This is a genomic window from Chelatococcus sp. CO-6 (assembly GCF_001271345.1).
GTDB classification, from domain to species: domain Bacteria; phylum Pseudomonadota; class Alphaproteobacteria; order Rhizobiales; family Beijerinckiaceae; genus Chelatococcus_A; species Chelatococcus_A caeni.
On record NZ_CP012398.1, the window covers coordinates 3,273,170 to 3,299,340 of the forward strand.

General features: G+C 62.8%; 25 protein-coding genes and 1 pseudogene. 12 read left to right on the top strand and 14 right to left on the bottom strand.

Translation table 11 applies throughout. The features are described 5' to 3' along the window. Window positions 1-53: 53 nt before the first annotated feature. Window positions 54-419 (bottom strand): DNA -binding domain-containing protein, encoded by a 366-nt coding sequence (locus AL346_RS15430; protein WP_371259740.1) that lies wholly within the window; start codon window positions 417-419, stop codon window positions 54-56. A 128-nt stretch (window positions 420-547) separates the two neighbouring features. On the opposite strand from AL346_RS15430, the gene AL346_RS24710 reads away from it, so the two are divergent. Next, on the top strand, window positions 548-775 hold the full coding sequence (locus AL346_RS24710; RefSeq protein WP_245258973.1) for a helix-turn-helix domain-containing protein: 228 nt from the start codon (window positions 548-550) through the stop codon (window positions 773-775). Window positions 776-815: 40 nt separating this feature from the next. On the opposite strand, the gene AL346_RS15435 is transcribed toward AL346_RS24710, so the two are convergent. The 3 genes and pseudogenes from AL346_RS15435 to AL346_RS24720 form a co-directional block, all read right to left on the bottom strand. Next, window positions 816-1,142, bottom strand: coding sequence for a DUF736 domain-containing protein (locus AL346_RS15435; RefSeq protein ID WP_019404618.1), 327 nt, complete (start codon window positions 1,140-1,142; stop codon window positions 816-818). A 600-nt stretch (window positions 1,143-1,742) separates the two neighbouring features. Next, window positions 1,743-2,184: pseudogene (locus AL346_RS15440) on the bottom strand (hypothetical protein). 986 nt (window positions 2,185-3,170) lie between these two features. Then, window positions 3,171-4,043 (bottom strand): LysR family transcriptional regulator, encoded by an 873-nt coding sequence (locus AL346_RS24720; protein WP_082312531.1) that lies wholly within the window; start codon window positions 4,041-4,043, stop codon window positions 3,171-3,173. A gap of 160 nt (window positions 4,044-4,203) precedes the next feature. On the opposite strand from AL346_RS24720, the gene AL346_RS15445 reads away from it, so the two are divergent. Beyond that, the gene (locus AL346_RS15445; RefSeq protein ID WP_026015565.1) at window positions 4,204-4,923 is read left to right on the top strand and encodes a putative quinol monooxygenase; all 720 of its coding nucleotides are present in this window, start codon (window positions 4,204-4,206) and stop codon (window positions 4,921-4,923) included. A gap of 661 nt (window positions 4,924-5,584) precedes the next feature. On the opposite strand, the gene AL346_RS15450 is transcribed toward AL346_RS15445, so the two are convergent. From AL346_RS15450 to AL346_RS15470, 5 genes are all read right to left on the bottom strand, one after another. Further along, window positions 5,585-6,529 (bottom strand): zinc metalloprotease HtpX, encoded by a 945-nt coding sequence (locus AL346_RS15450; protein ID WP_019404615.1) that lies wholly within the window; start codon window positions 6,527-6,529, stop codon window positions 5,585-5,587. Beyond that, window positions 6,526-7,005 carry a phosphate-starvation-inducible PsiE family protein gene (locus AL346_RS15455; RefSeq protein ID WP_053193829.1) on the bottom strand — a complete coding sequence of 160 codons (480 nt, stop codon included), beginning with the start codon at window positions 7,003-7,005 and terminating at the stop codon, window positions 6,526-6,528. The genes AL346_RS15450 and AL346_RS15455 overlap by 4 nt, the downstream gene beginning before the upstream one ends. Window positions 7,006-7,120: 115 nt before the next feature. Beyond that, window positions 7,121-7,612 (bottom strand): Hsp20/alpha crystallin family protein, encoded by a 492-nt coding sequence (locus tag AL346_RS15460; protein ID WP_019404613.1) that lies wholly within the window; start codon window positions 7,610-7,612, stop codon window positions 7,121-7,123. 20 nt (window positions 7,613-7,632) lie between these two features. Beyond that, window positions 7,633-8,031 (bottom strand): Hsp20/alpha crystallin family protein, encoded by a 399-nt coding sequence (locus AL346_RS15465; RefSeq protein WP_019404612.1) that lies wholly within the window; start codon window positions 8,029-8,031, stop codon window positions 7,633-7,635. A gap of 14 nt (window positions 8,032-8,045) precedes the next feature. Further along, window positions 8,046-8,471 (bottom strand): Hsp20/alpha crystallin family protein, encoded by a 426-nt coding sequence (locus AL346_RS15470; RefSeq protein WP_019404611.1) that lies wholly within the window; start codon window positions 8,469-8,471, stop codon window positions 8,046-8,048. 202 nt (window positions 8,472-8,673) lie between these two features. On the opposite strand from AL346_RS15470, the gene AL346_RS15475 reads away from it, so the two are divergent. From AL346_RS15475 to AL346_RS15515, 9 genes are all read left to right on the top strand, one after another. Continuing rightward, entirely contained in the window at window positions 8,674-9,105 is a 432-nt protein-coding gene (locus AL346_RS15475; RefSeq protein WP_019404610.1) for a MarR family winged helix-turn-helix transcriptional regulator, read from the top strand. 14 nt (window positions 9,106-9,119) lie between these two features. Next, on the top strand, window positions 9,120-10,952 hold the full coding sequence (ftsH, locus tag AL346_RS15480; protein WP_019404609.1) for an ATP-dependent zinc metalloprotease FtsH: 1,833 nt from the start codon (window positions 9,120-9,122) through the stop codon (window positions 10,950-10,952). A gap of 63 nt (window positions 10,953-11,015) precedes the next feature. Further along, complete coding sequence (locus AL346_RS15485; protein WP_026015563.1) at window positions 11,016-13,922, top strand: ATP-dependent Clp protease ATP-binding subunit; 2,907 nt, start codon at window positions 11,016-11,018, stop codon at window positions 13,920-13,922. Window positions 13,923-13,946: 24 nt separating this feature from the next. Next, window positions 13,947-15,140, top strand: coding sequence for an RNA polymerase sigma factor (locus AL346_RS15490; protein WP_245303207.1), 1,194 nt, complete (start codon window positions 13,947-13,949; stop codon window positions 15,138-15,140). Then, window positions 15,137-15,715: an NADH dehydrogenase ubiquinone Fe-S protein 4 gene (locus AL346_RS15495; RefSeq protein WP_026015562.1), complete on the top strand. Its 579-nt coding sequence runs from the start codon at window positions 15,137-15,139 to the stop codon at window positions 15,713-15,715. The genes AL346_RS15490 and AL346_RS15495 overlap by 4 nt, the downstream gene beginning before the upstream one ends. A gap of 33 nt (window positions 15,716-15,748) precedes the next feature. Further along, a complete protein-coding gene (locus AL346_RS15500; protein ID WP_013651414.1) occupies window positions 15,749-16,501 on the top strand; it encodes a rhomboid family intramembrane serine protease in 753 nt (250 codons plus the stop codon). Next, window positions 16,501-17,334 (top strand): ATP-dependent Clp protease proteolytic subunit, encoded by an 834-nt coding sequence (locus tag AL346_RS15505; protein WP_019404604.1) that lies wholly within the window; start codon window positions 16,501-16,503, stop codon window positions 17,332-17,334. The genes AL346_RS15500 and AL346_RS15505 overlap by 1 nt, the downstream gene beginning before the upstream one ends. 52 nt (window positions 17,335-17,386) lie before the next feature. Then, window positions 17,387-17,809: a thioredoxin TrxC gene (gene trxC, locus AL346_RS15510; RefSeq protein WP_026015560.1), complete on the top strand. Its 423-nt coding sequence runs from the start codon at window positions 17,387-17,389 to the stop codon at window positions 17,807-17,809. A gap of 48 nt (window positions 17,810-17,857) precedes the next feature. Then, window positions 17,858-19,003: a cation:proton antiporter gene (locus tag AL346_RS15515; RefSeq protein WP_019404602.1), complete on the top strand. Its 1,146-nt coding sequence runs from the start codon at window positions 17,858-17,860 to the stop codon at window positions 19,001-19,003. A 197-nt stretch (window positions 19,004-19,200) separates the two neighbouring features. On the opposite strand, the gene AL346_RS15520 is transcribed toward AL346_RS15515, so the two are convergent. Beyond that, a complete protein-coding gene (locus AL346_RS15520; protein WP_245258968.1) occupies window positions 19,201-19,539 on the bottom strand; it encodes a hypothetical protein in 339 nt (112 codons plus the stop codon). 86 nt (window positions 19,540-19,625) lie between these two features. On the opposite strand from AL346_RS15520, the gene AL346_RS25405 reads away from it, so the two are divergent. Further along, on the top strand, window positions 19,626-19,811 hold the full coding sequence (locus AL346_RS25405) for a DUF4357 domain-containing protein (RefSeq protein ID WP_197286570.1): 186 nt from the start codon (window positions 19,626-19,628) through the stop codon (window positions 19,809-19,811). 518 nt (window positions 19,812-20,329) lie between these two features. Here the strand turns inward: AL346_RS25405 and AL346_RS15525 are convergent. The 4 genes from AL346_RS15525 to AL346_RS15540 form a co-directional block, all read right to left on the bottom strand. Beyond that, window positions 20,330-21,253, bottom strand: a complete 924-nt coding sequence (locus tag AL346_RS15525; protein ID WP_019404600.1) for a DUF2493 domain-containing protein — start codon at window positions 21,251-21,253, stop codon at window positions 20,330-20,332. 292 nt (window positions 21,254-21,545) lie between these two features. Then, entirely contained in the window at window positions 21,546-22,592 is a 1,047-nt protein-coding gene (locus AL346_RS15530; RefSeq protein WP_245258967.1) for a toprim domain-containing protein, read from the bottom strand. Between the two features lie 51 nt (window positions 22,593-22,643). Continuing rightward, complete coding sequence (locus AL346_RS15535) at window positions 22,644-24,749, bottom strand: ParB/RepB/Spo0J family partition protein (protein ID WP_019404597.1); 2,106 nt, start codon at window positions 24,747-24,749, stop codon at window positions 22,644-22,646. A 172-nt stretch (window positions 24,750-24,921) separates the two neighbouring features. Continuing rightward, a complete protein-coding gene (locus AL346_RS15540) occupies window positions 24,922-26,118 on the bottom strand; it encodes a hypothetical protein (protein WP_019404596.1) in 1,197 nt (398 codons plus the stop codon). Between the last annotated feature and the right edge of the window lie 53 nt (window positions 26,119-26,171).

The following is a 26,171-nucleotide window of genomic DNA, read 5'->3' on the forward strand; positions in this document are numbered from 1 at the left end:
CTAGGAAGACTGTCGATTGGCATCGTGTGATGCCGGCCCGGCATCACATCGAATCAGCGGGTAGAGCGGCGCAGTAAATGACGGTAGCCGGTGTGCGTCATCCACTGCGCCCGCGCCAGATGACTGTCATGGACGCGGCGGGCGCGCTCGGGCTCGCGGTCAGGGTCGATACCGAATAGAATTGCCACAGCCTCCCGCCAGTCGGCGCCGTCGGCTGCGGCATCAAGCAGTCTGAGATAGAGCTTGGTGTGGCTGCGATCATAGTCGGTTAATGTCTCGCTTTCCGGCGGACTGTCGAGAAAGTCATCTGCCATCCTAGCGCTCTCCACGCGCTGACCTGTCTCTCGCACCTTAAGGCTAGACCTTGTCGCTTGGCAGGGAAGCCGCCGCGGCGGCATCAGGCGATGTCCACGGGACATCACGAAGGACGCCGGCGAACTGCACGTCGGTCACGGTAGAACGCTCCTGCAATGTCGATTGTAGAGAATACACCGTGGTGGAATTCTCTACAGGCGGTGTCCTCTCGTTCATGGGTATATGAGAGGCGCTGGCGCAGCATCTGCGGAAGAGCAGGCGGGCCAAAGGCTTGTTCCAAGAGGAATTGGCGCATCGCGCCGACATTGACCGCACCTATATCAGCGCCTTGGAGCGCTGCGTCTATGCGGCGGGAATAGACGTCGTCGATCGGCTTGCCCGAGTGCTTGGGATGGAGGCTGCGGATCTCCTTCAACGCCCTAAGGAGGAGGCCACAAGGACCAAGCGTTCCGGAAAATGATGGAAGGGACCCCGTCCTGTGGCGAGGTCCCTGCTTGGCCTTAGTCGCCGCGCCGCCCGTTGGGGCGGGACCAGATCAGCGAGAAGCCTTCGCCGTCCTCGTCGTTGAAGAGGTTGGCGTAGATCGGAGCGTTGAAGCTCGGGTCGTCGAGCTTGAGGCCCAAATAGTCGCGGCCCTCGTTGGAGCGCTTGGACCAAGCGGCGCCGATCTCGGCGCGGCCGACCAGGACCCGGTGACTGGGGGCGTTCTCGCCGGTGGCGCGCTGGTCGGGGACGATGCGCACGTTCTTGGCCTGGACGCTGAGGGTGACGATTTCGCCGGTGAACTCGTTTGAGCCGGTCTTCTTGAAGGTGCCGATGGTGGCCATGGTAACTCTCCGTTCTTCCGTTCCCGAGCCCGCACCATTGCGGCCTCGATGGCGATCGGCAGGCCGGAGACGATCGACGACGCACCCCGAAGGGGCTGGACAGCTAAGGAGGACATTCTTGTCTCGCGAGGAATGACGGCGATCCGGGGTCCCCGCGCCATGTATCGCGTGGGGTGGTCCCGGCAGGGGAAGAAAGTTTGACGCGGCTGTTGCGTCACAGGCGATCGAGGCGCAGCCGGCCTTCGGCCAGATCGGGCCATTGAAGAGGCCGTTTGGGAACGGTCGAGGCACGGTCAGATGACGGAGAGGATGGCGGCCGTCCCGCATCGGCAAACCGGCGTCACCGCATGCTCACCGGCTTCGTTTCCTCCCGGCAGGCCCGACACTGCATCCTGACCTTCCGCCGCCCTCAAGGAGATCGCCGCGCCGGATGTCCGGTGCGCTGCCGAGACATGGCTCCGCCCCGGCTGCGCTTCAATGAGGACCGCTTCTCCGGGCCGAGCGTCGATCCGCACCGTACACGCCTGTCGCTCTGATATGAGACGTCGGAGGGCCATCACGCCACTGCTGCCCTGATCCTCCTGACGGCAATGATGAGGATCAGGCCAGTGCAAGATCCCGGCCGGACGGGCCCGGTGCCGCCGCCATTCCCGCGACCCACACGAAAGCCGTGATGCCGACCGCGACCGCGTCGATGACGGAGAACATGATCTGCCACGCATCGGACGGCATGAGGTGCTTCACGATGCCATGGGTCGCATGGAAGCCGGCGATCTCCGCCGGCGCGACGAAGGCTGCGGCCGGGATCAGCTTCAGCCACATGGGCCGAGCGAAGGTGATGAGCAGATGCGCGGCCGCGAGCGTGACGCCGCCGCGACGGCGCCGACCAGGATGGCGCCGAGAGTGCCGGCTCCCGTGCGTGGGTCCAGGCTCCCGCGGTCGCGCCGACGAACGCCGGCAGCGCGAAGACGGCCAGCGTGAACAGCAGCCAGCAAAGCAGCTCGAGCGCTGCGAGGGATGCAAATATTGCGAGGATGATCATGGTGGTGGCCTCCGTATGGACAAGGCCTGAAGGTCGCGCCTTCCACCACCGCCACCACGGCGCGGCTGAAGTATAGCGCAAGAGCGCGCACGCCAGGAGCGGAGATCGTTGGCGATTTCCGCTCCTGGCGACTGGCTCGCCCCGATCAGGGGGCGAAGGGATCGATCTCACGGACGATGGCGGCGATGTCGCCGTCATATTCGCTGGCGGGCATCACCGACAGCGTGCCGTCGCCGGCCTGGAAGAGTGATAATGGCGGCCATCAGCGTGATGGCGAGGCTGAAAGCGAAGGCGTGAGCGTCGTTGAGGGACATCGATCCGGCTCCTATTCGAGCGGAGGACCATCCCCCGCTGACAGGCGCGCGATGTGTCGGGCTGAACGCGGCAATCACCGCGCAGGCGAAGCCGCAGCGGCGGCATGCTCGCATAGCCGACCCTTAACGGGTTGATTGCGTCAAGCGATCAGTCGGACCAAGGATCAGCGCAAGCAAGCGGGCTGATGGTCTCACAGCTAACACATGACAGGCGATATCTGATCGTGTTACGGGCATTGGCAATGGCAGGTGACGACCCATTGTCGCCGTTCGGAGCGCCGCGTTCGGCGCCCGAAACCTGCCGTTCATTCACTTCCACCCGACGGCAAAGTCGGGGACGTCTGCTGAAGAGGTCATCAGGGAAATCAAGCGGCTCCTCAAGATTGAAAAGAACCCACCCACTGTTACCCGCGCCGAAGGTCCCCTCACGCGGCGCGGTGGCTTCTTGAAGAGTACGGCCTCGTCACCGACGACTATCATTGCACACAATGGGCGTGGTTCGCTGTGACCTTCACCGCAATCTGGCGCAATTTCTCCAGCGCTAAGTGGCGGATTGCTGGCGAGGTCTCGAAGAAAAGTAGAACGGACGTTCGAGCGTGATGCCGCGAAAGTCTGGTCTGAGCCCAAAGTGACGAATGCTGCACGATGGGCGAATGTCGATTACCGACCTCACTACGCCAGCGTGCGCGTCATCTCACGGATCAGATCATTTGTCTCTGGTCTCGTCGTTTGGTGCCGATATCGAAGGGCCAAAACAGTTCTTGATATTTCAATTCCATCGATGGGTTTCGACACCAAGCCCATGTCCGAAGGAATAGCGGTGGCTGGCAGGATCACCGCACCTGACCCTTGCCGAGCAAGTTCAACTAACCAATCCACGCGATTTGACCGATAGGCCGCGTAGAGTTCGTGACCATGATCCGCGCAGGTCCCATGCAAAACATCCCGCATTTCGCAATTTAGGCGGTCAAGCATGTCAGTTTTAGCAAGAGTCGAAAGAGAGATCGCACTTAGTTCAGACAACGGATGCGACTTTGACACCACGACTTTGTAGTCCTCTTCATAGAGATGGTCTATACGATAGAGGTCTTCACTGACCTTCTCTGCGGTGACTACAACGTCAAATTCACCATCTCGTAACCCGGCAAGAAGATCGGAGGTTGACGCAACGATCAATTCTATTTCGGCTTGCGGCAATCGCGTACGAGTACGCTCCATAGCTGCCGAAATCCTGTTGTGGCCAATCGTTTCTCCGACGCCGACAGAGATTGGCACCCGCTCCAAGCGCATATGACGGACCGCCTCCGCCTTCGCCTGTCTCGTCTCATCATGAGCCTTCTGCAATCTTGGCTGCATGAGTTTTCCCAGCGTCGTCAGCCTGCATCCCGCACGGTCCCTGACAAACAGGTCGCCTCCAAGCTCGTCTTCAAGTTTCTTGATTGCAGTCGTCAAGGAAGGCTGGGAGACATTGGAGGCGCTGGCTGCGTGGGTGAAGTTTCGGTGCTCGCAGACAGCGAGAAAATACCTGATCTGGTTCATTTCCATCGCCGCATTCTCCGTTACATCTTCAGCCACACCATCAAACCAACTTCAATAGTCAATGTCTATCAAAAAATAGAATTTCGGTATTGGGTTCGGGCGCATTCGGCATGGGACAAAAGTGCATCGAAACCAAACCTGAAGCACTTCAAATCAGGAGACGGCCATGAAAACGCAAATCCTTCAGACAGTCGCCGCACTGGCGCTGATCACAACTTCTGCAACTGCACAGGACAACCCAATGGTAAATCATACAGCCAGCTACATCGCCATGCCGGCCGCCGAAGGCCAGACCGGAGCTTTCGCGGAGTTTCTGGCTGGTGCCGCAGCGATCGTGCGGGACACAGAGCCGGGCACCGTCCTTTGGTTTGCTCTGCAAGCCGATGACACGCTCGCAATCTTTGACATCTTCGCAGACGAAGAAGCACGCGACGCTCACTTCTCAGGAGCGGTTGCGGCGGCTTTGAACCAAAACGCCGACGCGCTGGTCGACGGCGGATGGGACGACGGTGTTGTCGCGAATATCAACAACTCCGATGTCCTGTCGGTCAAGGCGCCGGTTGATCTCTCCACGGCAACGACCGCAACTTACATCAAGCTCAAAGCTGCTCCAGGTAAAGGCCCCGAATTGGCAGCCTTGCTGACCGCCGCCGGCCCCATCGTCGCAGAAACTGAACCCAAGACATTGTTCTGGGCGGCGCTGCAGATTGACGAGACCAACTTCGCCATCTTCGACATCTTTGCCGACAACTCTGACCGCGAAGCGCACTTTGCCGGACAAGTCGCCGGACTCCTGAATGAAAAGGCTTCAGAATTGATCTCAGGTGGATGGGACGACGGTGTGGTGGCAAACGTCCACAATTTCAAAATCCTCGCTACCAAGTAATCTCGAGGTGACTTGAGAAAGAAGTGCCCGGTGCAACCCATCGGGCGCTTTGCTGTTTGAATTTAGATTCACGCCAAAGCGGCCGTGCCGGAACTGGCAAGCGAAGCTCGCACTCGCCTCCGGCTTGGAAAGGGCGGCTATCGGCGGGAACATGTCCGCGCCTTCGCCCAACACGCCGAGATCGCGGACGACGCGATCTACATCAAGGTCAGCAAAAAACACCCTATTGAGCACGCCGGTAGCCACCAAAGGAGGGAAGTCGGCTGGAATCGGCGTTCCCGGTTTTTACCAAAGTGGCGGAGGGGATGGGTCTGGGGTCGAACCTTCTCCAGCTCGCAACGCATTGATTTTATTCGTCAGCGCTTTGGTTCGATCCCACAAATGGCTCGATTGCGACTAAAATTGAACCGGTGGCACAGGCCCCCATCGCCACAAGGCACGCCGGCGGCTACGCCATGAACCGCGCATATTGTCGCTGCGATAACTCCCTCCTACGCAGAACGGATTCGTCCGCCGCCGCAGCGCGTAAATGTACACCGGCATCACAAGCCTGGAAGATCACGATGCCGTCAGGGGAACACGACAGAATCCATGCCCACTCTGAATTCCTGACTCGGCCAGATCCACCCGCCCGCGACCAGATGCCGTCGCTTCTCGTTTTCTACCAGTACGTCCCGAAGCGCCTGAATCGCGGTGTCAGGTTCGAGGCGTGTGCGACCCCGGCCGAGTGGCCGATGATGTCGGGGAATGGAACTGAGCGGTTCGGGTCCAATTCGCGAAGCCGCCGGACACGGCTTTCGGTCGGCGGATGGGTCCTGAGCAGCGACGGGTCGGGAATGCGTCGGCCGGGAAGAAAGATCTCCTCCCAGAACCGACCGACCCGGCGCTCGAGCTTGACGAGCGCGCGCACGAGGCCCTCTGGGTCGCCGGTCAGCTCCGCGGCGGCGCGGTCGGCGTCGTATTCGCGCGTCCGCGACAGGCCGAGCTGGACCAGCGCCATCAGCGTGGGCGCGAAGATCAGGAGCACCACGACCGACCAGGGCACATGGACCATGCCCGCCATCACGAGCGGCAGGTTCAGAAGCAGCAGGAATTGCCCTACCCAGCTGGCCAACGACACCAGCCGCGACATCACGTCTGCGAGTCCCATAATCCAGAGGTCGCGATGGGCGATGTGGCCGATCTCATGCGCGAGGACGCTGGCAAGTTCGCGGCCATCGAGGATCTCGAGCAGCCCGTCGGTGACGCAGATCGTGCTGTCCTCGGGGCTGCCCATGGCAAAGGCGTTCGGCAACCGGCTCGGGACGCGATAAAGCGCCGGGGTGCGCGGCAGGCCGGCGCGGCGCGCGAGCTCGGCAAGTGCTGCGATGAGACCGGGGGCCTCGCGCCCCGTCAGACGCTGGGCGCGATAGGCCGACAGAAGCATTCGTCGGGACAGGTCGGGGGCCAGAAACAGGCCGGCGACCATGCCGAGCGCGACGAGCAGCCCCGTTCCGGGCCCCAGGATCACGGTGACCGAAACCCAGGCGAGCGCCGCCATGAGTCCGAGCAGCAGCGCCGATTGCAGGAGATTGAGCAGACGGTGACGGGCGGAGGTCGCGGTCATGTCGTCGTACGGTCTCCGAGTTCGCGCCGGTCCTGATCGCGCACGAGCCAATGGACAACCCCGAGCGCAAGCGCCGCGCCCGCGAGTGCGGCAATCTTGGATGATTCCGTCTCGCCGAGGTCCAGGATGATGAATTTGCGCGCGATGGCGAGGAGCGCGATCAGCACGATCGTGCGGACCTGAAGGATGCCGAAGCTGCGTTCGGTCGCAACAAGAAGGGAGCGCTTGAACTCGAGCGCGATCACCACGGTGAAGATCATGCCGAACACCACCTGAAAGGTGGCGTAATCGAGAGTGTCGAATGCCCCCAGAACCAGGCGGTTCACGACTTCGCGCATCAGCGCCCAGACCGACGCAACCACGATCGCCGCAATGATGATGCTGAGGACGAAGATGACAACTTGTTCGAACTTCTCGTAGAACGTCATCGCCGACCATTGTTCACGGGTCAGCCCGGATCGTTGCGAGTCTTTCATGATTGTCCCTCGAAAGCCGCCCCGGAGAGACAAGCTCCCCGGGGCTTCACCAGACGGTGCGATTTCGCACAGAGCGGAGGGGACGCCGCAAACCGGCGACACCCAATGTGGCAAATCAGCCGTTCTTGACCTCGATGCGCTTGACCTTCGCCTGCGCCTCGGGAGTCTGGGGCAGCTTGATCGTCAGAACCCCGTTCTTGAAGGATGCTTGCGCCTTTTCGCCATCCACACCGGGGGGTAGCGGGATTGTGCGGTAGATCGCGCCGTAGCTGCGCTCGGAGAGATAGTATCCCTTCTTCTCCTCCTGGCGCTCGATGCGCTTCTCGCCCTTCACGGTCAGGATGTCGTCGCTGACCGTCACCTCGATGTCCTTCATCTCCATGCCCGGAAGCTCGATCGAGATTTCGATCGCGTTGTCGATCTCGACCACGTCGGATTTCGCCTCGCCGCTGCCCCAGGGCCATTCGAAATGACCGACCCGGTTCCAGAAGTTCTCGAACACATGGTTCATTTCGCGCTGGAGTGTCGCGATCGGGTTGTCTTCGCTGCTCTTGGCATCCGGCGCGCCGTCCTTGCGCGCCCAGGGAATGAGGTCCTTGATCTGCATGGTCTGGTCTCCTTCGGTTTTCAGGCGCCCTTGACGGCGATCCTCTTCGGCTGCGCTTCAGGGGCTCGGGGGAGCGTCAAAGTGAGGACGCCTCCACGCATCTCGGCTTCGATCCGGTCGGGGTCGAAGTCCTCGGAAAGCGTGAAGGCACGCTCGAAATCGCCCTCGCCATATTCGGCATAGGCAAGTTCCATGTTTTCCGGCCGCACCGGGTCAACCTTGCCGCGGATCGTCAGCACGCGGTTTTCAAGAGTGATTTCGACGTCGTCGGGGCTGACGCCGGGCATCTCGAGCATCATGGAGACGCCCTGATCGGTCTCGACGATATCGGTCAACGGACGGTAGATGCGTCCGCCGCCGGTGGTCTCGGGCGAGTCGGTCGGCGTCTTTTCGGCGGCTTGCGTGATGTCGGTGCTCATCGTTCCAGCTCCTCTCAAGCTGCCTTGATCTCGATTTTCTTCGGCTTCTCTTCCTCGGGCCGGGAGATGACGATCCGCAATACGCCGTTCGTCATCCTCGCCTCGACCTTGTCATCCGAGGCCGCGAACGGCAGGCGGATCGCGCGGGAAAACCTGCCGAAACCGCGTTCGTTGCGGTGCCAGCGCGCACCGTCGGGAACCTCGGGCGCCTTGCGTTCGCCCGAAAGCTTCAGGACGTTGTCCTTAACCGAAATCTCGATGTCGCCCGGTTCGAGGCCGGGAAGTTCAGCGGCGATGGCAACGGCCTCAGGGCCTTGCCAGACATTCACCGCCGGGAACGCCGCGCGGGACGGCGGCCAGAAACCGCGGTCGAGATCGCGCATCATGGAGCGCATCAGCGCAAAGGGATCGCTGCGGCGCAGATATGTCGGGTAGAGCATTGCTGGCCTCCTGTTGCTGATCGATGCCCCCGAACCGTCGGCATGGAGGGACCGGGCAACGGCGCCGGCCGGATGTGGGTTCGGAGACCGCCCATCAAGATAGGCGGTTCCATTTGTTATGCAAGCATATATGATGCATGCATTGCACTTTGGATGGAGTGCGGTCTATGCTGTGTCTCATGCAACCGGAGGAAGGATACCCATGATCTCTTCTGATCTTGCCCTGATCGGGACGACGATCCACCGGGTCGCGCAGCTCATCCAGCAGCGGATCGACCAAGACATCCGCGACAGCGGCCTGACCCGCCTGTCCTGGATGGCGGCGGCGCATGTCGAGGATGCGTCCGGGCTGACCATCGGCGATCTGGCCGACCGGCTTGAGGTCGGGCCGGCCACTGCGGGCCAGCTCGTCGATCGCATGGTCCGGGGCGGCTGGGTCGAGCGGTCGCCCTCGCCCGACGACAGGCGGTCGCAGATCGTCACGGCAACATCGAAGGCCCGGGCGATGCTGGAGGAACTCGCGCCGCGGCAATCGGTGCTCGAACATGAAATCCTGCAGGATTTGTCGGCGGACGAAAGGCGCATCCTGCTGGCGCTGCTCGAGCGGATCAGGGCGCGGCTCGGGCGCCAGTGAAAGGGACAAGCGGCATGGAAAAGAAGACCGAATACAACGTCTGGTACTGGGTGGTGGCTTTCATAGCCGTGATCTTCATCCAGGATCTGATCGCCGGCTGGCAGAGTGTCGCCCCGATCAGCTACAGCCAGTTCGAGAGCTATCTCGAGGATGGCAGGGTCGCGTCTGTCGCGGTCGGGTCAGACACCATCACCGGCACCTTCACCGAACCCGTCGACGGCAAGAGCCAGTTCGTCACCACGGTAGTGGATCCCGCGATCCTGCAGCGGATCGACCGCTCTGGCGTCGAGATCACTGGCGTTCCGCAAAACACTTTTCTCGGCACGCTGATTTCCTGGGTGGCGCCAGCGCTTGTCTTCTTCGGAATCTGGATGCTGCTGTTCCGCAAGTTCGCCGACAAGCAGGGTTTCGGCGGGTTCATGCAGGTCGGCCGCAGCAAGGCCAAAGTTTACATGGAAAAGGAAACCGGCGTCAGTTTCGCTGACGTGGCCGGCGTGGATGAGGCCAAGGCCGAGTTGGAGGAGGTCGTGGAGTTCCTCAAGAACCCGGCCGAATACGGAAAGCTGGGCGCACATATCCCCAAAGGCATATTGCTCGTTGGGCCGCCGGGCACCGGCAAGACGCTTCTCGCGCGCGCGGTGGCGGGTGAGGCGGGCGTGACCTTCTTTTCGATCTCGGGATCAGAGTTCGTCGAGATGTTCGTGGGCGTCGGTGCCGCACGGGTGCGCGACCTGTTCGAGCAGGCCCGGAAATCCGCGCCGGCGATCATCTTCATCGACGAACTCGACGCTCTTGGGCGGGCGCGCTCCTCCGGACAGATCGCCGGTGGCCACGATGAGCGTGAGCAGACGCTGAACCAGCTTCTGACCGAGCTCGATGGCTTCGACCCATCAGTCGGCATCGTGCTGCTTGCGGCCACGAATCGCCCGGAGATTCTCGATCCGGCGCTGTTGCGGGCCGGACGCTTTGACCGGCAGGTGTTGGTGGATCGGCCGGATAAGAAGGGACGTGTGCAGATTCTTGGCGTTCACATGAAAAAGGTGAAGCTCGCCCCGGACGTCGATGCCGAGAAGGTCGCAGCGCTCACGCCCGGCTTCTCGGGCGCCGATCTTGCCAATCTCGTCAACGAGGCAGCATTGCTCGCCACGCGCCGCAAGGCCGATGCGGTGACGATGGACGACTTCAACAATGCCGTGGAGCGCATCATCGCCGGGTTGGAGAAGAAGAACCGCGTTCTGAACCCGCGCGAGCGCGAGATCGTGGCGCACCACGAGATGGGGCACGCGCTTGTGGCGATGGCTCTGCCGGGGGTGGACCCGGTGCACAAGGTCTCGATCATCCCGCGCGGAATTGGCGCGCTCGGCTACACTATCCAGCGCCCGACCGAGGACCGCTTCCTGATGACGCGGGAGGAGCTGGAGAACAAGATCGCAGTCCTGCTTGGCGGGCGCGCGGCCGAGAAGATCATCTACAATCATGTCTCGACCGGGGCGGCCGACGATCTGGTCAAGGCCACCGATATCGCCCGCGCCATGGTCGCGCGGTACGGGATGGACGAAGACCTCGGGCATGTCAGCTACGACACCGATCGGCCCGGCTTTCTCGGCACCGGCGACCAGTCGTCGTGCCTGAACCGCCGCTACAGCGACGCCACTGCCGAGCGGATGGACGCGAAGGTTCGCGACATCGTGGATGGCGTGTTCAAGCGCACCCTCTCGCTTCTCGAAGCCAACCGGGCGCTGCTCGAGCAATCGGCGCAGGATCTCCTGCAACGAGAGACACTGGACGAGCCCGATCTGGTGGCAATTGGGTCCAAGGTGAAAAGAACGGAAGCCGTCGCTGCGTGACACTGTCACTGGCGCAGATGATCGGCGGACAACCCTGACTGGATAAAGAAACGGAGAAGACGAATGGCAAACGGAGCTTGCGATATTTGCGGTCGCCCGGCGACGGCGCGCGTGCGCGCCTCGGTGAACGGCAGAATTCAGAACATGGAGCTTTGCGACCAGCATTACCGCGAGATGGTGCGCCGGTCGGGCCGCAGCGCCTCGCCGCTGGAGTCCCTGTTCGGGCGGCATTCCCTTTTTGACGAGTTCTTCGGCGACAGCGGATTCGGCAGCCTCTTTGGTGACAGCCCGCTGCGGGGCGGCACGCTCGGCTCCATGGGTGACGGCGATGACGATGTCGTCGAGGCCACTTTCGGTGAGGGTGCGCCGCGGCGTGGATCGCGGCGCGGCGGCGGACGCACCATCGCTGACCGGCTGAGCGAACAGGGCAACAAGCTGTTGCAGGATGCCGCACAGAACGCCGGAGAATTCGGGCGCAGCGAGGTTGATACCGAACATTTGCTTCTGGCATTGACCTCGTCTGACGTCGTCAAGACGATCCTGGAGCAGTTCAAGGTCGATGTGGACGATCTGCGGCGCCAGATCGAGAAGGAAGCGAAGCGTGGAGAGGCCAAGACGGAGGGCGAAATCGGCGTCAGTCCTCGCCTGAAGGACGCGCTGAACCGGGCCTTCATCGCCTCGAACGAACTCGGCCATTCCTATGTCGGTCCCGAGCACCTGCTGATCGGCCTTGCCGAGGAAGGTGAAGGCCTGGCCGCGTCGATCCTGCGCAAATACGGTTTGACGCCACAGGCGCTTCGCCAGCAGGTGACCAAGGTCGTGGGCAAGGGAGCCGAAGAAGGCCGGGTGGAGGCGCCTTCCAGCACGCCCGATCTGGACCAGTTCAGCCGTGACCTGACGAAGCTCGCCCGCGAGGGCAAGCTCGACCCCGTCATCGGCCGTGCCCGCGAGATCGAGACGACGATCGAAGTGCTGGCCCGCCGGAAAAAGAACAACCCGGTGCTGATCGGCGAGCCCGGAGTGGGCAAGACCGCCATCGTCGAGGGACTTGCACAACGGATCGTCGCGGGGGAAGTGCCAGAGGCGCTGCGCGACAAGCGGCTCGTGGAGCTCAACATCAACTCGATGGTGGCCGGGTCGAAGTATCGCGGCGAGTTCGAGGAGCGAGTCCAGAAGATCCTCAAGGAGATCACCGAGGAGAAGGACAGTCTGATCCTGTTCATCGACGAGATCCATACCATCGTCGGCGCCGGTCAGGGCGGTGGCGAAGGCGGTCTAGACATCGCCAACACCTTCAAGCCGGCGTTGGCGCGGGGCGAGCTGAACCTGATCGGTGCGACGACGCTCAACGAGTACCAGAAATACATCGAGAAGGACGCAGCACTCGAACGCCGCTTCCAGCCGGTTTATGTCGAGGAACCCACGGTCGCTCAGGTCATCATGATCCTGCGGGGTCTGCGCGACACGCTGGAGGCGCATCACAAGGTGACGATCACCGACGAGGCCATCGTCGCGGCGGCCGAGCTTTCGGACCGCTACATCACTGGCCGCTTCATGCCTGACAAAGCGATCGACCTGATCGATCAGGCCGCCGCACGTGTGAAGATCAGCGCCACAGCGCGCCCCGTGGACGTCCAGGAGCTGGAGGCCGAGGTCGCGCAGATCAAGCGCGAGCAGGACTATGCCGCAGCCCGCAAGCAATTCGACCGGGCAGCGGAATTGAAGAGGGAACTCGAACAGAAGCAGAAGGAGCTGGACGAGCTTCTGGAGATCTGGAAGCGCGACCAGGCTTCGGCGACCGCCGAGGTGCGCGCCGATCATGTCGCGCAGATCGTCTCGAAGATCACCGGCGTTCCGGTCACTGATCTGACCACCGAGGAGAAGGACAAGCTCCTCAAGCTCGAGGAGAAGCTGCACGAGCGCGTCATCGGCCAGGAAGAGGCCATCCGCGCCGTGGCCGATGCGGTGCGCCTCGCGCGCGCAGGACTGCGCGAGGGACGTGGCCCGACCGCGACCTTCCTGTTCCTCGGGCCGACCGGGGTTGGCAAGACGGAACTGGCCAAGACGCTCGCCGAAGTAATCTTTGGCGATCAGGACGCAATCATCCGCATCGACATGTCCGAGTATGGCGAGCGCCATTCGGTCGCCCGGCTGGTGGGCGCGCCTCCCGGCTACGTCGGATACGACGAAGGCGGGCAACTGACCGAGAAGGTGCGCCGTCGGCCCTATTCGGTCGTGCTGCTCGACGAGATCGAGAAGGCGCACCCGGATGTCTACAACATTCTGTTGCAGGTGTTCGACGACGGCCGGCTGACCGACGGCAAGGGGCGAGTGGTGGACTTCACCAACACCATCATCATCGCCACCTCGAACCTCGGTTCGGACATCATCCAGCGTAACCTTAAGAAACGCGGCACCAAGGAGTTCGACGAGGCAAAGCAGAAGTCCGAACTGATGGAAGTGTTGCGCGGCCATTTCCGGCCCGAGTTCATCAACCGGATCGACGAGATCATCGTCTTCCACTCGCTGAACCAGTCGGAAATCCGCCAGATCGTCGAGTTGCAGCTGAACCGGGTGAAGCGGACCGCCCTCGGCCAGGGCGTCGAACTCGAGTTCGACGTGGGCGTGGTGGACCACTTCGGCGCAGTGGGCTTCCGCCCTGAATTCGGCGCCCGCGAGCTGCGCCGGCTGATCCGGTCGGAGCTGGAGACCGAGCTAGCCCGTGAGATGCTCTCCGGGCGGATCGAGGATGGTGACAAGGTCCGCGTCGCTTGGTCGCCGGGCGAACAGAAGGTGGTGTTCGAAAAGATCGCAAAGGACAGCGGTGAGGACAGCCCCGACGATCAGGCCGAGGCCGGGATCGACGAGTCCAGCGAAGTTGCCGAAAACAAGGCGGACGCTCCGACGCCCGATGTCCCGGTCGACACCAAGGATAAGGAGCAGTCCAAGGACGATAAGTCTACCGGGTGACGTCGTGAAGGACTGGCCGGCGCGATGACGGTCGCGCCGGCTCATCTCGTTAAAAAGCGACAAGCAAGGTCACACGGCATGGAAGTAATCAGAGCATTTCGCAATCTCGACCGGCACGGGCAACAGCGCGCGCCCGAGGTCATCGAGGAAGAGGTGCGGCAACTTGAACCGCACCTTGCGCGCTTCCGCGAGAATCTCGTCCGGCTCGAAGTCGTCGCCTCCCAGACGAGGGGCAAGACGCGCATCCAGGTCAGCCTGCGCTTGCAACTGCCATCGGGCGTGATCGCGGCGCAGGAAGAGGGGTTCGAGATCGAGCCTGTCCTGCGCAAGGCCTTTGCCGACCTGCGCCACCAGGTCGATCGGCATGTGGCGCGCCTCAAGCACGAGCCGGAGTACAAGCGTCCCGCCCGCCGGCGCCGGATCGGCGCCCCGCTGCCGCCCGCGCGGGATGCGGCGGAGGCGGAGCGGCGCCAGCTCTTCTTCGACCTGATCGAGGATCATCTCGATACGGTCTACGACACCGTCAGGCGTGAGTTGACCTATCTCGAATGCAGCGGATCGGTACCACAGGGCTATCTTGCCGTTCGCGATATCGTCGATGCGACGATCCTCAATGGGCTCGATCGCTTCGAGCGGCGGCCGACCGAATTCTCCGTCCGGGACTGGCTGACGCAACTGGCCTTCGAGACCATTGAGGCCGAGGCGCAGGCCGCGCGCCGCGCGGTGCCCGAGGATGCCGCCCCGATCGACGTGGCGCCCGAGGTGCCGGCCGCGGAGCCTACTGAGTCGGATGAGGAGATGTTCGAGTTCTACCAGCCCGACGACGTGCTGATGCTCGAGGAACTCGTCGCCGACGACGGTGTGGACGACCCCGAAACGGCGGTCGCTAAACGGCAGGACGCGCTGTTCTTGCATCGGGCGATCGCCGGTCTTCCGGCGCTATGGCGCAGGGTCCTGTTCCTTGTCGATCTGAACGACACCCCGCTTGAAAAGGCCTCTTCGGTTCTCGGCATTCCTGAAGACGACGTGACCCGGATCGTCCAGTCGGCTCGCGATTATCTTCGCGATAAACTGCGTGACTCAGGTCAGTCTTCCGATACCGCTCATGCGCTTTTTGAGAGTGCTCACCAGAGGAGGGTGCGAATTCCACAGCCCCTGCGGGATCGCGCCCGGCTGGAACGCGCTTTTCTGGGGGATAACCGAGGGGAAGCACCATGATGCGCGGTCACAATCGTCCACCCTTTCCGCCGAAGATACCCGGGACCAACATGAGATCATGGGACGTTCCGAACGCGATCATTTACCGGCCGGCACGTTCCGCGATGACATCGGCGCCGCGGCCCAACTACTGGATACTGGAATTCGAGCCGTCGCGCCCGCCCCACATCGAGCCGCTGATGGGATATACCTCCAGCGACGATCCCTATCGTCCGATCCGGCTGAAGTTTCCCGACCGCGAAAGCGCCGTGGCATTCGCGGAGCGGCAGGACTGGCGCTACATCGTGCGCGAGGACACGACTCACCGACGTGCGCCTGACCACTGGCGGGGCGAGGTACGGCATCGACTCTACAAGGGAGCCGATGCGCCGGAAGCCTATCGCATTCCGATGCGCCTGCATCGGGAGCACTACGATCACCGCCTCCGCCGCGCGGTCGAGCAAGAAGGCACGGTGGACCTGTCGTCGCAAGAACAGGCCGAATTCGATCCGGTGCTCGAATCCTCGCTCGAATCCTTCCCGGCCTCCGATCCCCCGGCCTGGACGGGCGTGACGATAGCCGGGAAAGACCAATGAACGGAATGTCTAGCGCGAGCGAGGATCTGCCGCTTGTTTCCCTATCTTGACAGCGTCGCGCGCCGCTACCCGCCCGTCATGGTATGGGCGGTCATCGGCGTAAACGTTCTCGCGTTTCTCTATCAGACCAGCCTGCCGCCGCGCGTGCTGGACCGGTTCCTGTTCGAGTTCGCGCTGGTGCCCTCGCGCTTCTTCGGACAGCTAAGCCTCGTCGCCCCGTCGGACTGGACCCCGTTCCTGACCAATATCTTCCTGCACGGGGGCTGGCTGCACCTCATATTGAACATGTGGACGCTCTGGATCTTCGGCCCCGCCGTCGAAGATCGGCTTGGACCGGGTAGATTCACGCTGTTCTATCTGTTCTGTGGTGTGGCAGCCGGACTGGCTCACGCGCTGGCGAACCCCGACTCAGTCGTTCCCGCGCTTGGCGCATCGGGGGCGATCGCGGGCGTGATCGGTTGCTACGCACGCATGTTTCCGGCGGCTCGGCTGGTGGTGATCGTGCCGATTCTGTTCATTCCCCTCTTCTTCGAAGTGCGCGCGGTCATTTTCGCGATGATCTGGTTTTTCATGCAGGTCATTCCCGGCTTTCTGTCGCTCGGCAGCGATCAGGCCACGGGCGGGATCGCCTGGTGGGCGCATATCGGCGGGTTTCTCGCCGGTTGGCTTGTAACGCCACTCCTGCGAAGGCGCGCCGATGCCTATCGCCACTATTATCGCGACGAGGGCATCTATGGCTTTCTGCCGGATGGCCGACGGGAAGGAGGACAAGGTCCATGGACATAATGCAGCTGTTCTGGCTGTTCTTCATCATTTCGGCGCTGCAGCCGGTTCTGCAGCGCCGATATCTTGAGGCGATGCGCACACGTAAGATAGCCAACATCGAGAAGAAGCGCGGCAGTCGCGTCATTCTGCTGATTCATCGGCAGGAGACTATGAACCTGCTTGGTTTCCCCCTGATGCGCTACATCGACGTCAATGACTCGGAGGAAGTCCTGCGCGCGATCCAGATGACCGACGACGAAGTGCCGCTCGACATCGTGCTGCACACACCGGGCGGCCTTGTGCTGGCGGCAACACAGATTGCCCGCGCCATTCAGGGACACAAGGGCAAGGTCACAGTGTTCGTGCCACATTACGCGATGTCCGGTGGCACGCTGATCGCACTCGCTGCCGACGAGATCGTGATGTGTGAACACTCCGTGCTGGGACCCGTCGATCCGCAACTTGGCCAGTTGCCCGCTGCCTCGCTCATCAAGGTCGTCGAGGAGAAACCCATCGCCGAGATCGACGACCAGACCCTGATCATGGCCGATGTCGGTCGCAAGGCCATTGCGCAGATCGAAGCATTCGCGAAACGTCTGCTGTCCCACAAGATGGACGAGAACCGCGCGGCGTCCGTGGCGGCACTGCTGGCGACGGGCACCTGGACCCACGACTATCCCATCTCTGCCGATGAGGCCCGCGACATGGGCCTGCCCGTTGGAACGGACATGCCCAAGGAAATACTGGAGCTGATGACGCTCTATCTGCAGCCGGTTCGGCGCCAGGGCGGTGGCGTGGAATACCTGCCAGAGCCGCGGCAGCGAGAGGCGCGCCGCGCCATATCCACGCGCTGAATGCTTGCATCAGCCGGCCGCCAAGACCGGCTCGTCAACGAAAGGATACAGGATGCCCACGGTCGCTTGCCCGCAGTGCAATTCCACCAACAGGGTGCCGCAAGAGCGCCTGACCGATAATCCCAATTGCGGACGCTGCGGCGCGCCTCTCTTTCAAGGCAGGCCCGTCACGCTTACAGCGGCTAATTTTGACCGTCATGCGAATGCCGAACTGCCATTGCTGGTCGATTTCTGGGCCGAGTGGTGCGGGCCATGCAAGATGATGGCGCCCCAATTCGAGGCGGCGGCGCAGTCGCTCGAACCAAATTTCCGCCTTGGTAAGCTCGATACGGAAGCCGAACAGAAGATCGCCGGCCGCCACGAGATCCGCGGCATTCCCACCATGATCCTGTTCAGTAGCGGGAAGGAAATTGCGAGAACGAGCGGTGCAATGCCTGCCGCGCAGATAGCGCAGTGGGCGCGCTCGCACGTCTAGAGTTTACAGGTATTGGCCTTACCTGCGCCATGCCATCAGGAGAAGAACATGCATGGCGTGACCGGATTTGTCGAAAGTGCGGCCTTGTTGGTCTCTGCCGCGTTCGTGCTCGTAACGATATGTTCACGGATCGGCGTGCCCAGCATTGTCGGTTACATTCTTGCCGGCATAGTCATCGGACCTGCCGGCCTCGGCCTGATTGCGGAGAGCGCTGCCCTGAGCAGCATTGGCGAGATCGGAGTGGTACTCCTGCTGTTCGCTCTTGGCCTGGAATTCTCGTTCGAGAAGCTCGTAACGCTCAGGAAGCATGTCTTCGGTCTTGGAGCCGTGCAGGTTGCAGTCACGACGATAACGGTGTCGTTGGTAGCGAGTCTGATCTTCGATCTCGCGCCCGTCCCCGCAATCCTCATCGGCGGGGCCGTTGCCATGTCATCCACGGCCATGTGCCTCAAGGTGCTCGCAAGCGCGAACGCTCTGGGATCGGCCCAAGGACGTCTGGCCATTGCAGTGCTTCTGTTTCAAGACTTGGCAGCTGTCGCATTCCTGCTTCTGCACGATTCGATGAGTGGAGCCGCCGAAGGGTATGGCGTGATAACGGTCGTCGCCAGTGCAATGGCATTGGTTGCAGCTCTGTTCATTGCCCGTGGCCCTTTGCAGGTGCTTGCCCGTTGGGTAGCGTCGCTTGGCGATCCGGAGCTTGCCCAGCTCCTCGCGCTCACGATTGCACTAGGGTCTGCGATTGTCGCGGCCTTCGCCGGTCTTTCTCCGGCACTCGCCGCATTCGCCGCCGGCATGATTATCGGCGAGGGTGACGCGCACCATGCTGTCGAGAACGAGATTCGGCCCTTCCGCGATTTGTTTGTCGGGATTTTCTTTGTCGGCATCGGAACGCAATTGCCACTATGGATTATTCCATCTGCATGGCCTGTCGTGCTGATCTGGCTCGCGATCATATTCGCGGGCAAGACGCTGATCGTTTTGGTCGTCGCCCGAATATTCGGGGAGTCCTTTCAGACCTCATGGCGCACTGGGATCATCCTGGCCCACGGAGGAGAATTCAGCCTGATGCTGCTGTCGGTTTCTTCGGCATCGGGCATTGTCGCCAACGAGTTCGCCGGCCCCCTCCTTCTCGCGATTGGAGTGAGCATGCTGGCCGGGAGTGTCATGGTCAGATGGGCGGGGCTAAAGGTTTAGTAGGGTCAACATCAAGATAACTATATCTCTCGGTTTACTAAGTGCACGCCCGTATCTGCTCCCGTATCACGGAATAGTCCGCCAGCATCTCCGCGATAGCCGACCCCTCTGGTAGTAGGGGCAACTCCTCGGCCGCTCGCACTTGGAACTCCGAGCTATAATCGACCAGAGGCGGACATGTTCTGACGGCGCGCCCGTCAGAACTCACCGCCGCGCAGCCGCTGAGAAAGCTCGTTGCGATCGCGAGGACGGCGAGCCGCCGCTTCCAGCATCCGACGTTGGACGTCATTGGCCTTCTCCGTGGTTTCAAGGCGTTCGGCGAGGCGTCCCGCTCGCTCGCCGGACCGCCGAAGCGAAAGCAGGAACAGGAGCACGGCAAGGACGATGGCGCCGTAGCGCAGCGCCGCCCGCACCCACGGAATGGCAGCGATCCCGGTGAGGAGCCCACCGATCACCGCCGCCCCCGCTTCCAGTCGTCGAGACGAGCGTAGATCGTGACGGCGATGCCTCGGAACATCAGGGGACTTCGTCGTCAAGGGCGGATCGAAGGCGAGGGTCCGAACGACTCGAACGATACCTAGAGGCACGACCGCGATCCGAAACATCCTCCTAGAAAAAGGGCGTGCTTCGAGAGGAAGGCGATTTCCTGGTGTTTTCCAGCGACTACAGTTTCACCTCTGCCTCCGCTGCAGCGGCGACCATCATCGGAGCAAGCGCCAACGGGCGCATTCTTTGGAAGCTCCCCGATGGACGCACCTACGCCGACTGGGAGGCGGACCAGGATTCGACGAATGGCGTCCAAGGCTGACTTTGAGCCGAATAGAGACACGTTCGCTCTCAGTTCCTTCTGGCAAACGCCGCTGACATCGAAATGCTCAGCAACACCAAATGAAAGACGCCTTAGTTTCTGCTGCTTGTAAGGAATTCACCAAAAGGGCGCAGGCAATAGGTCCGGAGAATATCGGCTCCGAGAGAACGCTTCCGTGCCTCCTGGCGCCGAGGCCGGTGAATAGGCTTTCCCGCATAACCCTCGAAAACAACTGAAAAATCTGGCCATAGCCGGATCGGGAGACGCCTTTCGCGAGGGTAAGTGGCGGACCGGGTGGGATTCGAACATACGCCGAAGTAATCGGCTTGCGCTTGGCTACGCCGTGAGCAATGTCGGCTTTCGGGACGCCGCAAGCGGCAGTCGAACGGCCAGAAAGGGGGGCGCATTGCGGTCGAAGTACAGTAGCCTGCTGAACGGCCGCTTTCCCGGCTTGGGCGCCCAGAAGCGGTCGGGCAGCTTGCCACCCCATATGAGACACCTGAAGATAGAGGCGGCGCTTACGCGCCGCCGAACTTCCAGACGGGGATACCGAGCTTTTTGGCCTTGTCGGCGAGGTTGTCGTGAATGCCGGTGCCCGGGAAGTGCATCACGCCCTTGGGCACGATCTCCAGGATCTCGTCGTTGCGCTTGAAGGGGGCTGCTCGGCCGTGCTTCGTCCAGTCTGGTCCGAAGCCGATCTGCGGGACGTTGCGATTCCTGGCCCAGAGCGAGGCGATCTTCTCGGCGCCCTTGGGCGATTTGCCGTGGATCAGCACCATGTCGGGATGCCTCTCGTGGACATGGTCGAGCTTGGCCCAGATCAGCCGGTGGTCGTTGTAGTCGAGCCCGCCGGTGACAACGATCTTCGGGCCCGGTGGCAGGAGCACCTCCTGGTCGGCGCGCTTCTTCGCCATCAGGAAATCGCGGCTGTCGATCATCGCCGAGGTCAGATTGCGATGGTTGACCTTCGATCCGCTGCGCGGAAGCCAAGCTTTGCCGACGTGGCGTTCGTAGTGTTCGGCGGCCTGGTCGCGCATCAGTTCGAAGGCGTTCTGGCGCTCGATCAGCGTCATGCCCTCGGCAATCAGGCGCTCCAGTTCGACCGACTTCACCTCGCTACCGTCCTGTTCCCGCTGCGCCCGCTTCTGGGCCTGCTCGTTGTCGTCCAGTTCCCGGCCGATCCGGTCGGTGGCGCGGTGGAAGACGTTGACGGTCGACCAGAGGAGATCGTCGAGGTCGGGTTCGAGACGTGTGTCTTCCAGGGTGCCGATCAGCGCGTCGAAGATGTCGGCGACGGCGCCTGCGACGTGGTTGCCATCGGGCAGAGGCCGCTGGTCGGGTTCGTCGGAGAAGGGTCGGTAGCCGTGGAGCTGGAGTTCGTTGAGGACATAGTCGGTCGGCGAGGATTCTTGGGTAGCGTCGTAGTCGTCGTGCTGGCGCATGGGATGCCCCGGTTGGACCGCGACCGTCGCGGCTTTCATGGCGACGAAGCCCACGGGCCGGACGGCTGGGCACCCCGAGCGCAAGCGCAGGGCTCGATGGCTAAGGCCGGCTATTTTGTCTCGCGATGGAAAGGCGCGGCACGCGCCGCCGGAAAATAGTCGGCCGCCGCCATTGCCCGGCTGGCCGGCTTGTGGGCCGATCGCCCTCTCGAAGGCCGAGGCGCGGTCCCCCTCCGATGGATTGATGCATCCGCCGAGCACTGCGGCGTCCCGCACTCCCGTTCTCGTGCCGCTATGCTGCCAACGCCATGAAGCGGGCAACATCCTGCGGTGCGACCTGCAACCGGGCTTCCATCCGCAGCGCGTCTAAGCCCAGGGTGCGGAGATCCTCGTTGAAGTCGCCTAGCTCCGGCGAAATGACGATCGCCTCGATGCCCGCCGCGTTCGCCCGTTCGATCAGGCTGTCGCGCGCGCCGTTACCGGCCGGGTCGTTGTCGCAGGCGATGTAGAGGCGCCGCAGCGTATCGGGGAACAGGATGGCGGCGAGATGGGCCGCCGAGAGCGCCGCCAGCATCGGCATGTCGGGCAGGACTTGGCGGAGAGACAGAACGGTCTCGATGCCTTCGCCGGCCGCCATGACCTCGCCGCCGACGCCGAAGCGGACCGCGTTGCCGAGAAGATCGCCCATCGCCCGTCGCGGTGTGTCGATCGGCGCCTTATCGCGACGGCGAGGATCGAGCCAGGTGCGATGCGCCCCGGTGATCTTACCGTAGAGGTCGGTCACTGCAGCGATCATCGCTGGCCATGTCTCGGTCGGCGAATGCTCGTCAGGGCGATAGTAGCAGCGCGGGTGGAAATGCAGGCTTCCGGTTCCGCGTAAATCCGTAATGCCGCGTTCGCGGAGATACGCTTCCACGATTGTGCCTGTAATCGGCTGCGACATTCGGATGAGACGGCGGGCCGCCTCTGTTGAACCACGCGGCGCCGACGTTTGGTGCTCAGATGCTGGCATAGGCTCAGGCGGCGGCATGGTGAGGAAGGTATGCGCCTCGTCAACGACGTCCTTGAAGTCGACGAGTCTGTAGCTCTCCCGGATAACGTCGAGGAGATCGCCATGCTCGCCGGTGGCGGCATCGGCCCATTTCCCGGCCGGGCCCTTAGCTGAGTCGTTGAGCCGCACGTACGTGGAGCGGCCGGGCGTGTTGCGCACGTCGCCCACCAGCCAGTAATTGCCCTGGCGGCGACCGTTTGAGAGGTAGCGTCGGCAGACTGCCTCAGCTCGATCGGCCAAACGACGCGCCAGATCATGCGGGCTCTCCGCCATGATGGCTTCCTTCATGCAAAAAGGCCCGCCGTCGCCGGCGGGCCAGTCTCGCAAGTCGTTGACGGGTTATTCCGCCGCGATCGCGTGGGGAGCGTCGTCGGCGAGCTTATTCTCCGCCGAAGGCTCCTCATCGACCATGGCCGTTGTGCCGCCGTCCGCCGCCGATTCCTCGATGCCTGCTTCGGCCTCGCCGCTGGCAGACACCTCGGCCGATGCGCCGCCTGGCGTGCGCAGCGGTTCAGGCAACCAGCCGGTGTCGGCCAGCAGCGTTTCCGCCTCTGCGGCCATATCGCCCTTCTTGAGGTGTGCGATGCGATCGGCGGCACGCTGCCCCTTGGCCTCGGCGACAGCCTGGAGGATGCGGGCCTTGGTGACACGGCCGAGGAAGGCGTCGACGGTGGGCCGCCAGCCAGCCACCGCCATATCGAGAGAGACAGCTTGCGCCAGCCGGTCGGCGTGGGCGAGTGCGCGCGGCCGGCGGTTCCAAGCCTCGTGCACCGCGTTGACCGACAGGCTGACGACGTGGGCGAAAAGCGATGACCGGCTGTCGCCGTCCCATGCCTCGAGCGCATCCCAGAGGTGCGTAGAGTCCTTCGGCAACGCCTTCGCCCAACTTTCGTGCCGCGTGCGGATGGCCTCGGCCGCAGCGCTGTCGTTCAGTCCCGGGGCTTGCGTGCCAAAGCTGACGCTCTTCAGGTCCAGTTCGAGGCAGCTATCAGAGCCGTAGTGATAGAAGACCTTGAGAGTCAGGGCGTGGAGCGCCGTAAGGAACGCGACATCGGGCTGCGCGCCGAGCGCCTGGCGCAGGCCGAGCGTCCGGTGTGCCGTCAGCTCCGTCATCAGCCGATCCGAGATCGGCGCCAGCTCATCATCCTCCTCGAATTCAGCGGCGGGCGCATCCGGTTCAACGATCGTGGCGTTCTCGCTCTCGTAGCGGGCCACGACCGCACGCCCATCCTGCTCGTCGGCCGGACCGGTTTCCGGTTCTGCAAGAAGTTCGTCCTCCGGACGGATAAAGCCTCGCTCGACGCGGAGACGGCCGTCATGGGCGATGCTGACGAAGCCGCCGGCACGAGCAACCTCGACCGGATCGAAGGCGAGCGGTCGCGACTCGAACGCTTCGAGCGCGGTCTCGAGTTCGCCGAGACGCTCATCGACCGCGTCGGACAGCTCGTCGGCGTCCTGGTATTCGTCCGACAAGCGATCGAACTCTGCTTGCAGAGCATCGCGCGCCGCTTCCTCCTCGGGCATCAACGGCACGGGCTCACCGCGGAGCTGGCGCAGGCCAAAGCTGTGGCCGTAGGCGAAGTCCGGCGCGACCTCGATCCATTTCCAGCCCTCGGCCTCGATCGTTGCCGCTTCTTCCTTAAGCTTCTCGGCGACCATCAGATCGACCAGTGCGACGTCGTGCAACCAGCCGCCGTCGTCACCCTGGAAGAGATCGCGCAGCACCGTGCCGCCGGCCTCGACATAGGCGTCGACGCCGATGAACTGCGCGCGCTTGTCCGACGCGCGCACGGCGCCCTCGGTCAGCATGCGGCGGATGACATAGGGCTGCTTGTCGTAGGAGTGCTGCAGGCGCTCGAACACCTGCTCCTGGCGCTCGTGGTCCCCCGAGACCGTGAAGGCCATGAGCTGGTCGAGCGTCATGCCGTCCTCGGCATAGACATCGAGCAGTTTCGGCGACACCGAAGCGAGTTTGAGCCGCTGCTTGACGACGTTCACCGACACGAAGAAGGCGGCGGCGATCTCTTCCTGGGACTGGCCCTTCTCCTTGAGCGCGAGGAAGGCGCGGAACTGATCGAGGGGATGTAGCGGCGCACGCTGGACGTTCTCGGCGAGCGAATCCTCCTCGGCAATGCCGCCCTCGCGCACGACGCAGGGCACGGGCGCGGTCTTTGCCAGGCGCTTCTGCTTCACGAGCAATTCGAGCGCCCGATAGCGCCGGCCGCCGGCCGGGATCTCGAACATGCCGGTCTCGGTGCCCGCCTCGTCGATGACAGGCCGGACGCTGAGGCCCTGAAGCAGACCACGACGAGCGATGTCCTCGGCCAATTCCTCGATCGAGACGCCGGCCTTGACACGCCGGACGTTCGAGTGACTGAGCACGAGCTTGTTGAAAGGAATGTCGCGCGAGGGCGACAGGGTGATCTTCTTGGCAGCAGTAGCCATCGGGATGTACTCCGCGACGGGCGGCCGAAAGCCTCTCTCGGCCTCCAACCCGTCACGAAGCGCAGCGCCGCCCTCTCACTCTGGAGGACGGCGCCGCAGAACCGACGTTCAGGAAAGGCGGAAAGCCGCCGAGCCGGAGATACGGTGATCCGCATCTCCGGCTTTCCGGAATTCAGGCTGCACGATCGAGCAGCTTCTTCGCCCGTGCCTCCATGTCGAGCCGCGCATCCTGATGCGTCTTGTCGCGCGCGACGGCAGTGATACCCTGCACGAAATCGAAGACGCTTTCGGGCTTGCGGCCTTCCTCGGCCAGTACCGTCTCGATAATCTTGGCGGTCTCGCTTTTGGAGAAGCCGCGCTTGCGAAGGAATTCGCTGCGGGCGTCATCGCTGCGAGCGACGATCTTCTCGCGCGCCGCCTTGATGCCGTTGACGAAGGGCAGGGGCGAGGAGTTCGCGAAGCGGGTCAACGCCGGCGCCGCCTCATGCGCGAAGCGCGAGGCCGCGTACTTCGAATGGCGGATGGTGATCTCCTCGAAATCTTCGACGCCCCAGAGATTGCGGTTCTGGCATACGGAGCGGAGATAGAAGCTCGCCATACCGAGCGTCTTGGCGCCGACCTCGGAATTCCAGCAATAGAAGCCGCGGAAATAAAGGTCCGGCGAGCCATCCGCTAGCCGGCCCGCCTCGATGGGATTGAGGTCGTCAACCAGGAAGAGGAAAACGTCCCGATCCGAAGCGTAGAGCGTCGTTGTGTCCCGGGTGATGTCGACGCGCGGGTTGTAGATTCCTGTCGACCAGTCGAGCACGCCCGGCACCTTCCAGCGGGTATCGCCCGTGCCGTTGCCGGCGATGCGCTGCACGGCTGTGACCAGTTCGTGATCGAAGATGCGCCCGTAGTCAGGGCCCGTGACCGCCCGCAGTTCGACGCGCCCGTCCTCGATCTCCAGCGTCTTCACCTGTTCAGCGCGATGCGAGGTGAGGCCATATTGCAGATTGATGCCGGCAAGCGGCGCCGGGAGCTGACGCAGATAGGCTGCCGGTGCTCCGGCCAAGCCCGCGAGCTGGCCGAAGCTCCAATGTGTCGGCGCGACGGGCACGTCAGAGCCGGACAGCATCAGCATCAGCCGTTCGGCGTCGTCCCGGCACGCCTCCACTCGGATTGCCGCACTCTCTACCGTACGAGTGCGGCTGCGCTCAGTCCGGGTGCGCACGGCCGCGAATAGCTCCGACAGCGACAGATAGCGCTCATCTGCCGGCCGCGAGAACCATTCCGACGACACGCGGCCGATCCGCTGGCCGCGATTGACATCCACCTTGTAGCCCTGCCGTCCGTCGCGATCGGCGTCCAGAATTTCCACCTGGGTCATGGGTCATCTCCATGACGGGCGCCAGAAGCCTCTCTCCCAGCCTCAACCCGTCA

Bases quoted from the DNA above. Each gene is read 5' to 3' on its own strand.
- AL346_RS15430 (WP_371259740.1), bottom strand. From the start codon at position 419: ATGTCCCGTGGACATCGCCTGATGCCGCCGCGGCGGCTTCCCTGCCAA.
- AL346_RS15435 (WP_019404618.1), bottom strand. From the start codon at position 1,142: ATGGCCACCATCGGCACCTTCAAGAAGACCGGCTCAAACGAGTTCACC.
- AL346_RS24720 (WP_082312531.1), bottom strand. From the start codon at position 4,043: ATGGAAATGAACCAGATCAGGTATTTTCTCGCTGTCTGCGAGCACCGA.
- AL346_RS15445 (WP_026015565.1), top strand. From the start codon at position 4,204: ATGAAAACGCAAATCCTTCAGACAGTCGCCGCACTGGCGCTGATCACA.
- AL346_RS15450 (WP_019404615.1), bottom strand. From the start codon at position 6,529: ATGACCGCGACCTCCGCCCGTCACCGTCTGCTCAATCTCCTGCAATCG.
- AL346_RS15455 (WP_053193829.1), bottom strand. From the start codon at position 7,005: ATGAAAGACTCGCAACGATCCGGGCTGACCCGTGAACAATGGTCGGCG.
- AL346_RS15460 (WP_019404613.1), bottom strand. From the start codon at position 7,612: ATGCAGATCAAGGACCTCATTCCCTGGGCGCGCAAGGACGGCGCGCCG.
- AL346_RS15465 (WP_019404612.1), bottom strand. From the start codon at position 8,031: ATGAGCACCGACATCACGCAAGCCGCCGAAAAGACGCCGACCGACTCG.
- AL346_RS15470 (WP_019404611.1), bottom strand. From the start codon at position 8,471: ATGCTCTACCCGACATATCTGCGCCGCAGCGATCCCTTTGCGCTGATG.
- AL346_RS15475 (WP_019404610.1), top strand. From the start codon at position 8,674: ATGATCTCTTCTGATCTTGCCCTGATCGGGACGACGATCCACCGGGTC.
- ftsH (WP_019404609.1), top strand. From the start codon at position 9,120: ATGGAAAAGAAGACCGAATACAACGTCTGGTACTGGGTGGTGGCTTTC.
- AL346_RS15485 (WP_026015563.1), top strand. From the start codon at position 11,016: ATGGCAAACGGAGCTTGCGATATTTGCGGTCGCCCGGCGACGGCGCGC.
- AL346_RS15490 (WP_245303207.1), top strand. From the start codon at position 13,947: ATGACGGTCGCGCCGGCTCATCTCGTTAAAAAGCGACAAGCAAGGTCA.
- AL346_RS15495 (WP_026015562.1), top strand. From the start codon at position 15,137: ATGATGCGCGGTCACAATCGTCCACCCTTTCCGCCGAAGATACCCGGG.
- AL346_RS15505 (WP_019404604.1), top strand. From the start codon at position 16,501: ATGCAGCTGTTCTGGCTGTTCTTCATCATTTCGGCGCTGCAGCCGGTT.
- trxC (WP_026015560.1), top strand. From the start codon at position 17,387: ATGCCCACGGTCGCTTGCCCGCAGTGCAATTCCACCAACAGGGTGCCG.
- AL346_RS15515 (WP_019404602.1), top strand. From the start codon at position 17,858: ATGCATGGCGTGACCGGATTTGTCGAAAGTGCGGCCTTGTTGGTCTCT.
- AL346_RS15525 (WP_019404600.1), bottom strand. From the start codon at position 21,253: ATGCGCCAGCACGACGACTACGACGCTACCCAAGAATCCTCGCCGACC.
- AL346_RS15530 (WP_245258967.1), bottom strand. From the start codon at position 22,592: ATGAAGGAAGCCATCATGGCGGAGAGCCCGCATGATCTGGCGCGTCGT.
- AL346_RS15535 (WP_019404597.1), bottom strand. From the start codon at position 24,749: ATGGCTACTGCTGCCAAGAAGATCACCCTGTCGCCCTCGCGCGACATT.
- AL346_RS15540 (WP_019404596.1), bottom strand. From the start codon at position 26,118: ATGACCCAGGTGGAAATTCTGGACGCCGATCGCGACGGACGGCAGGGC.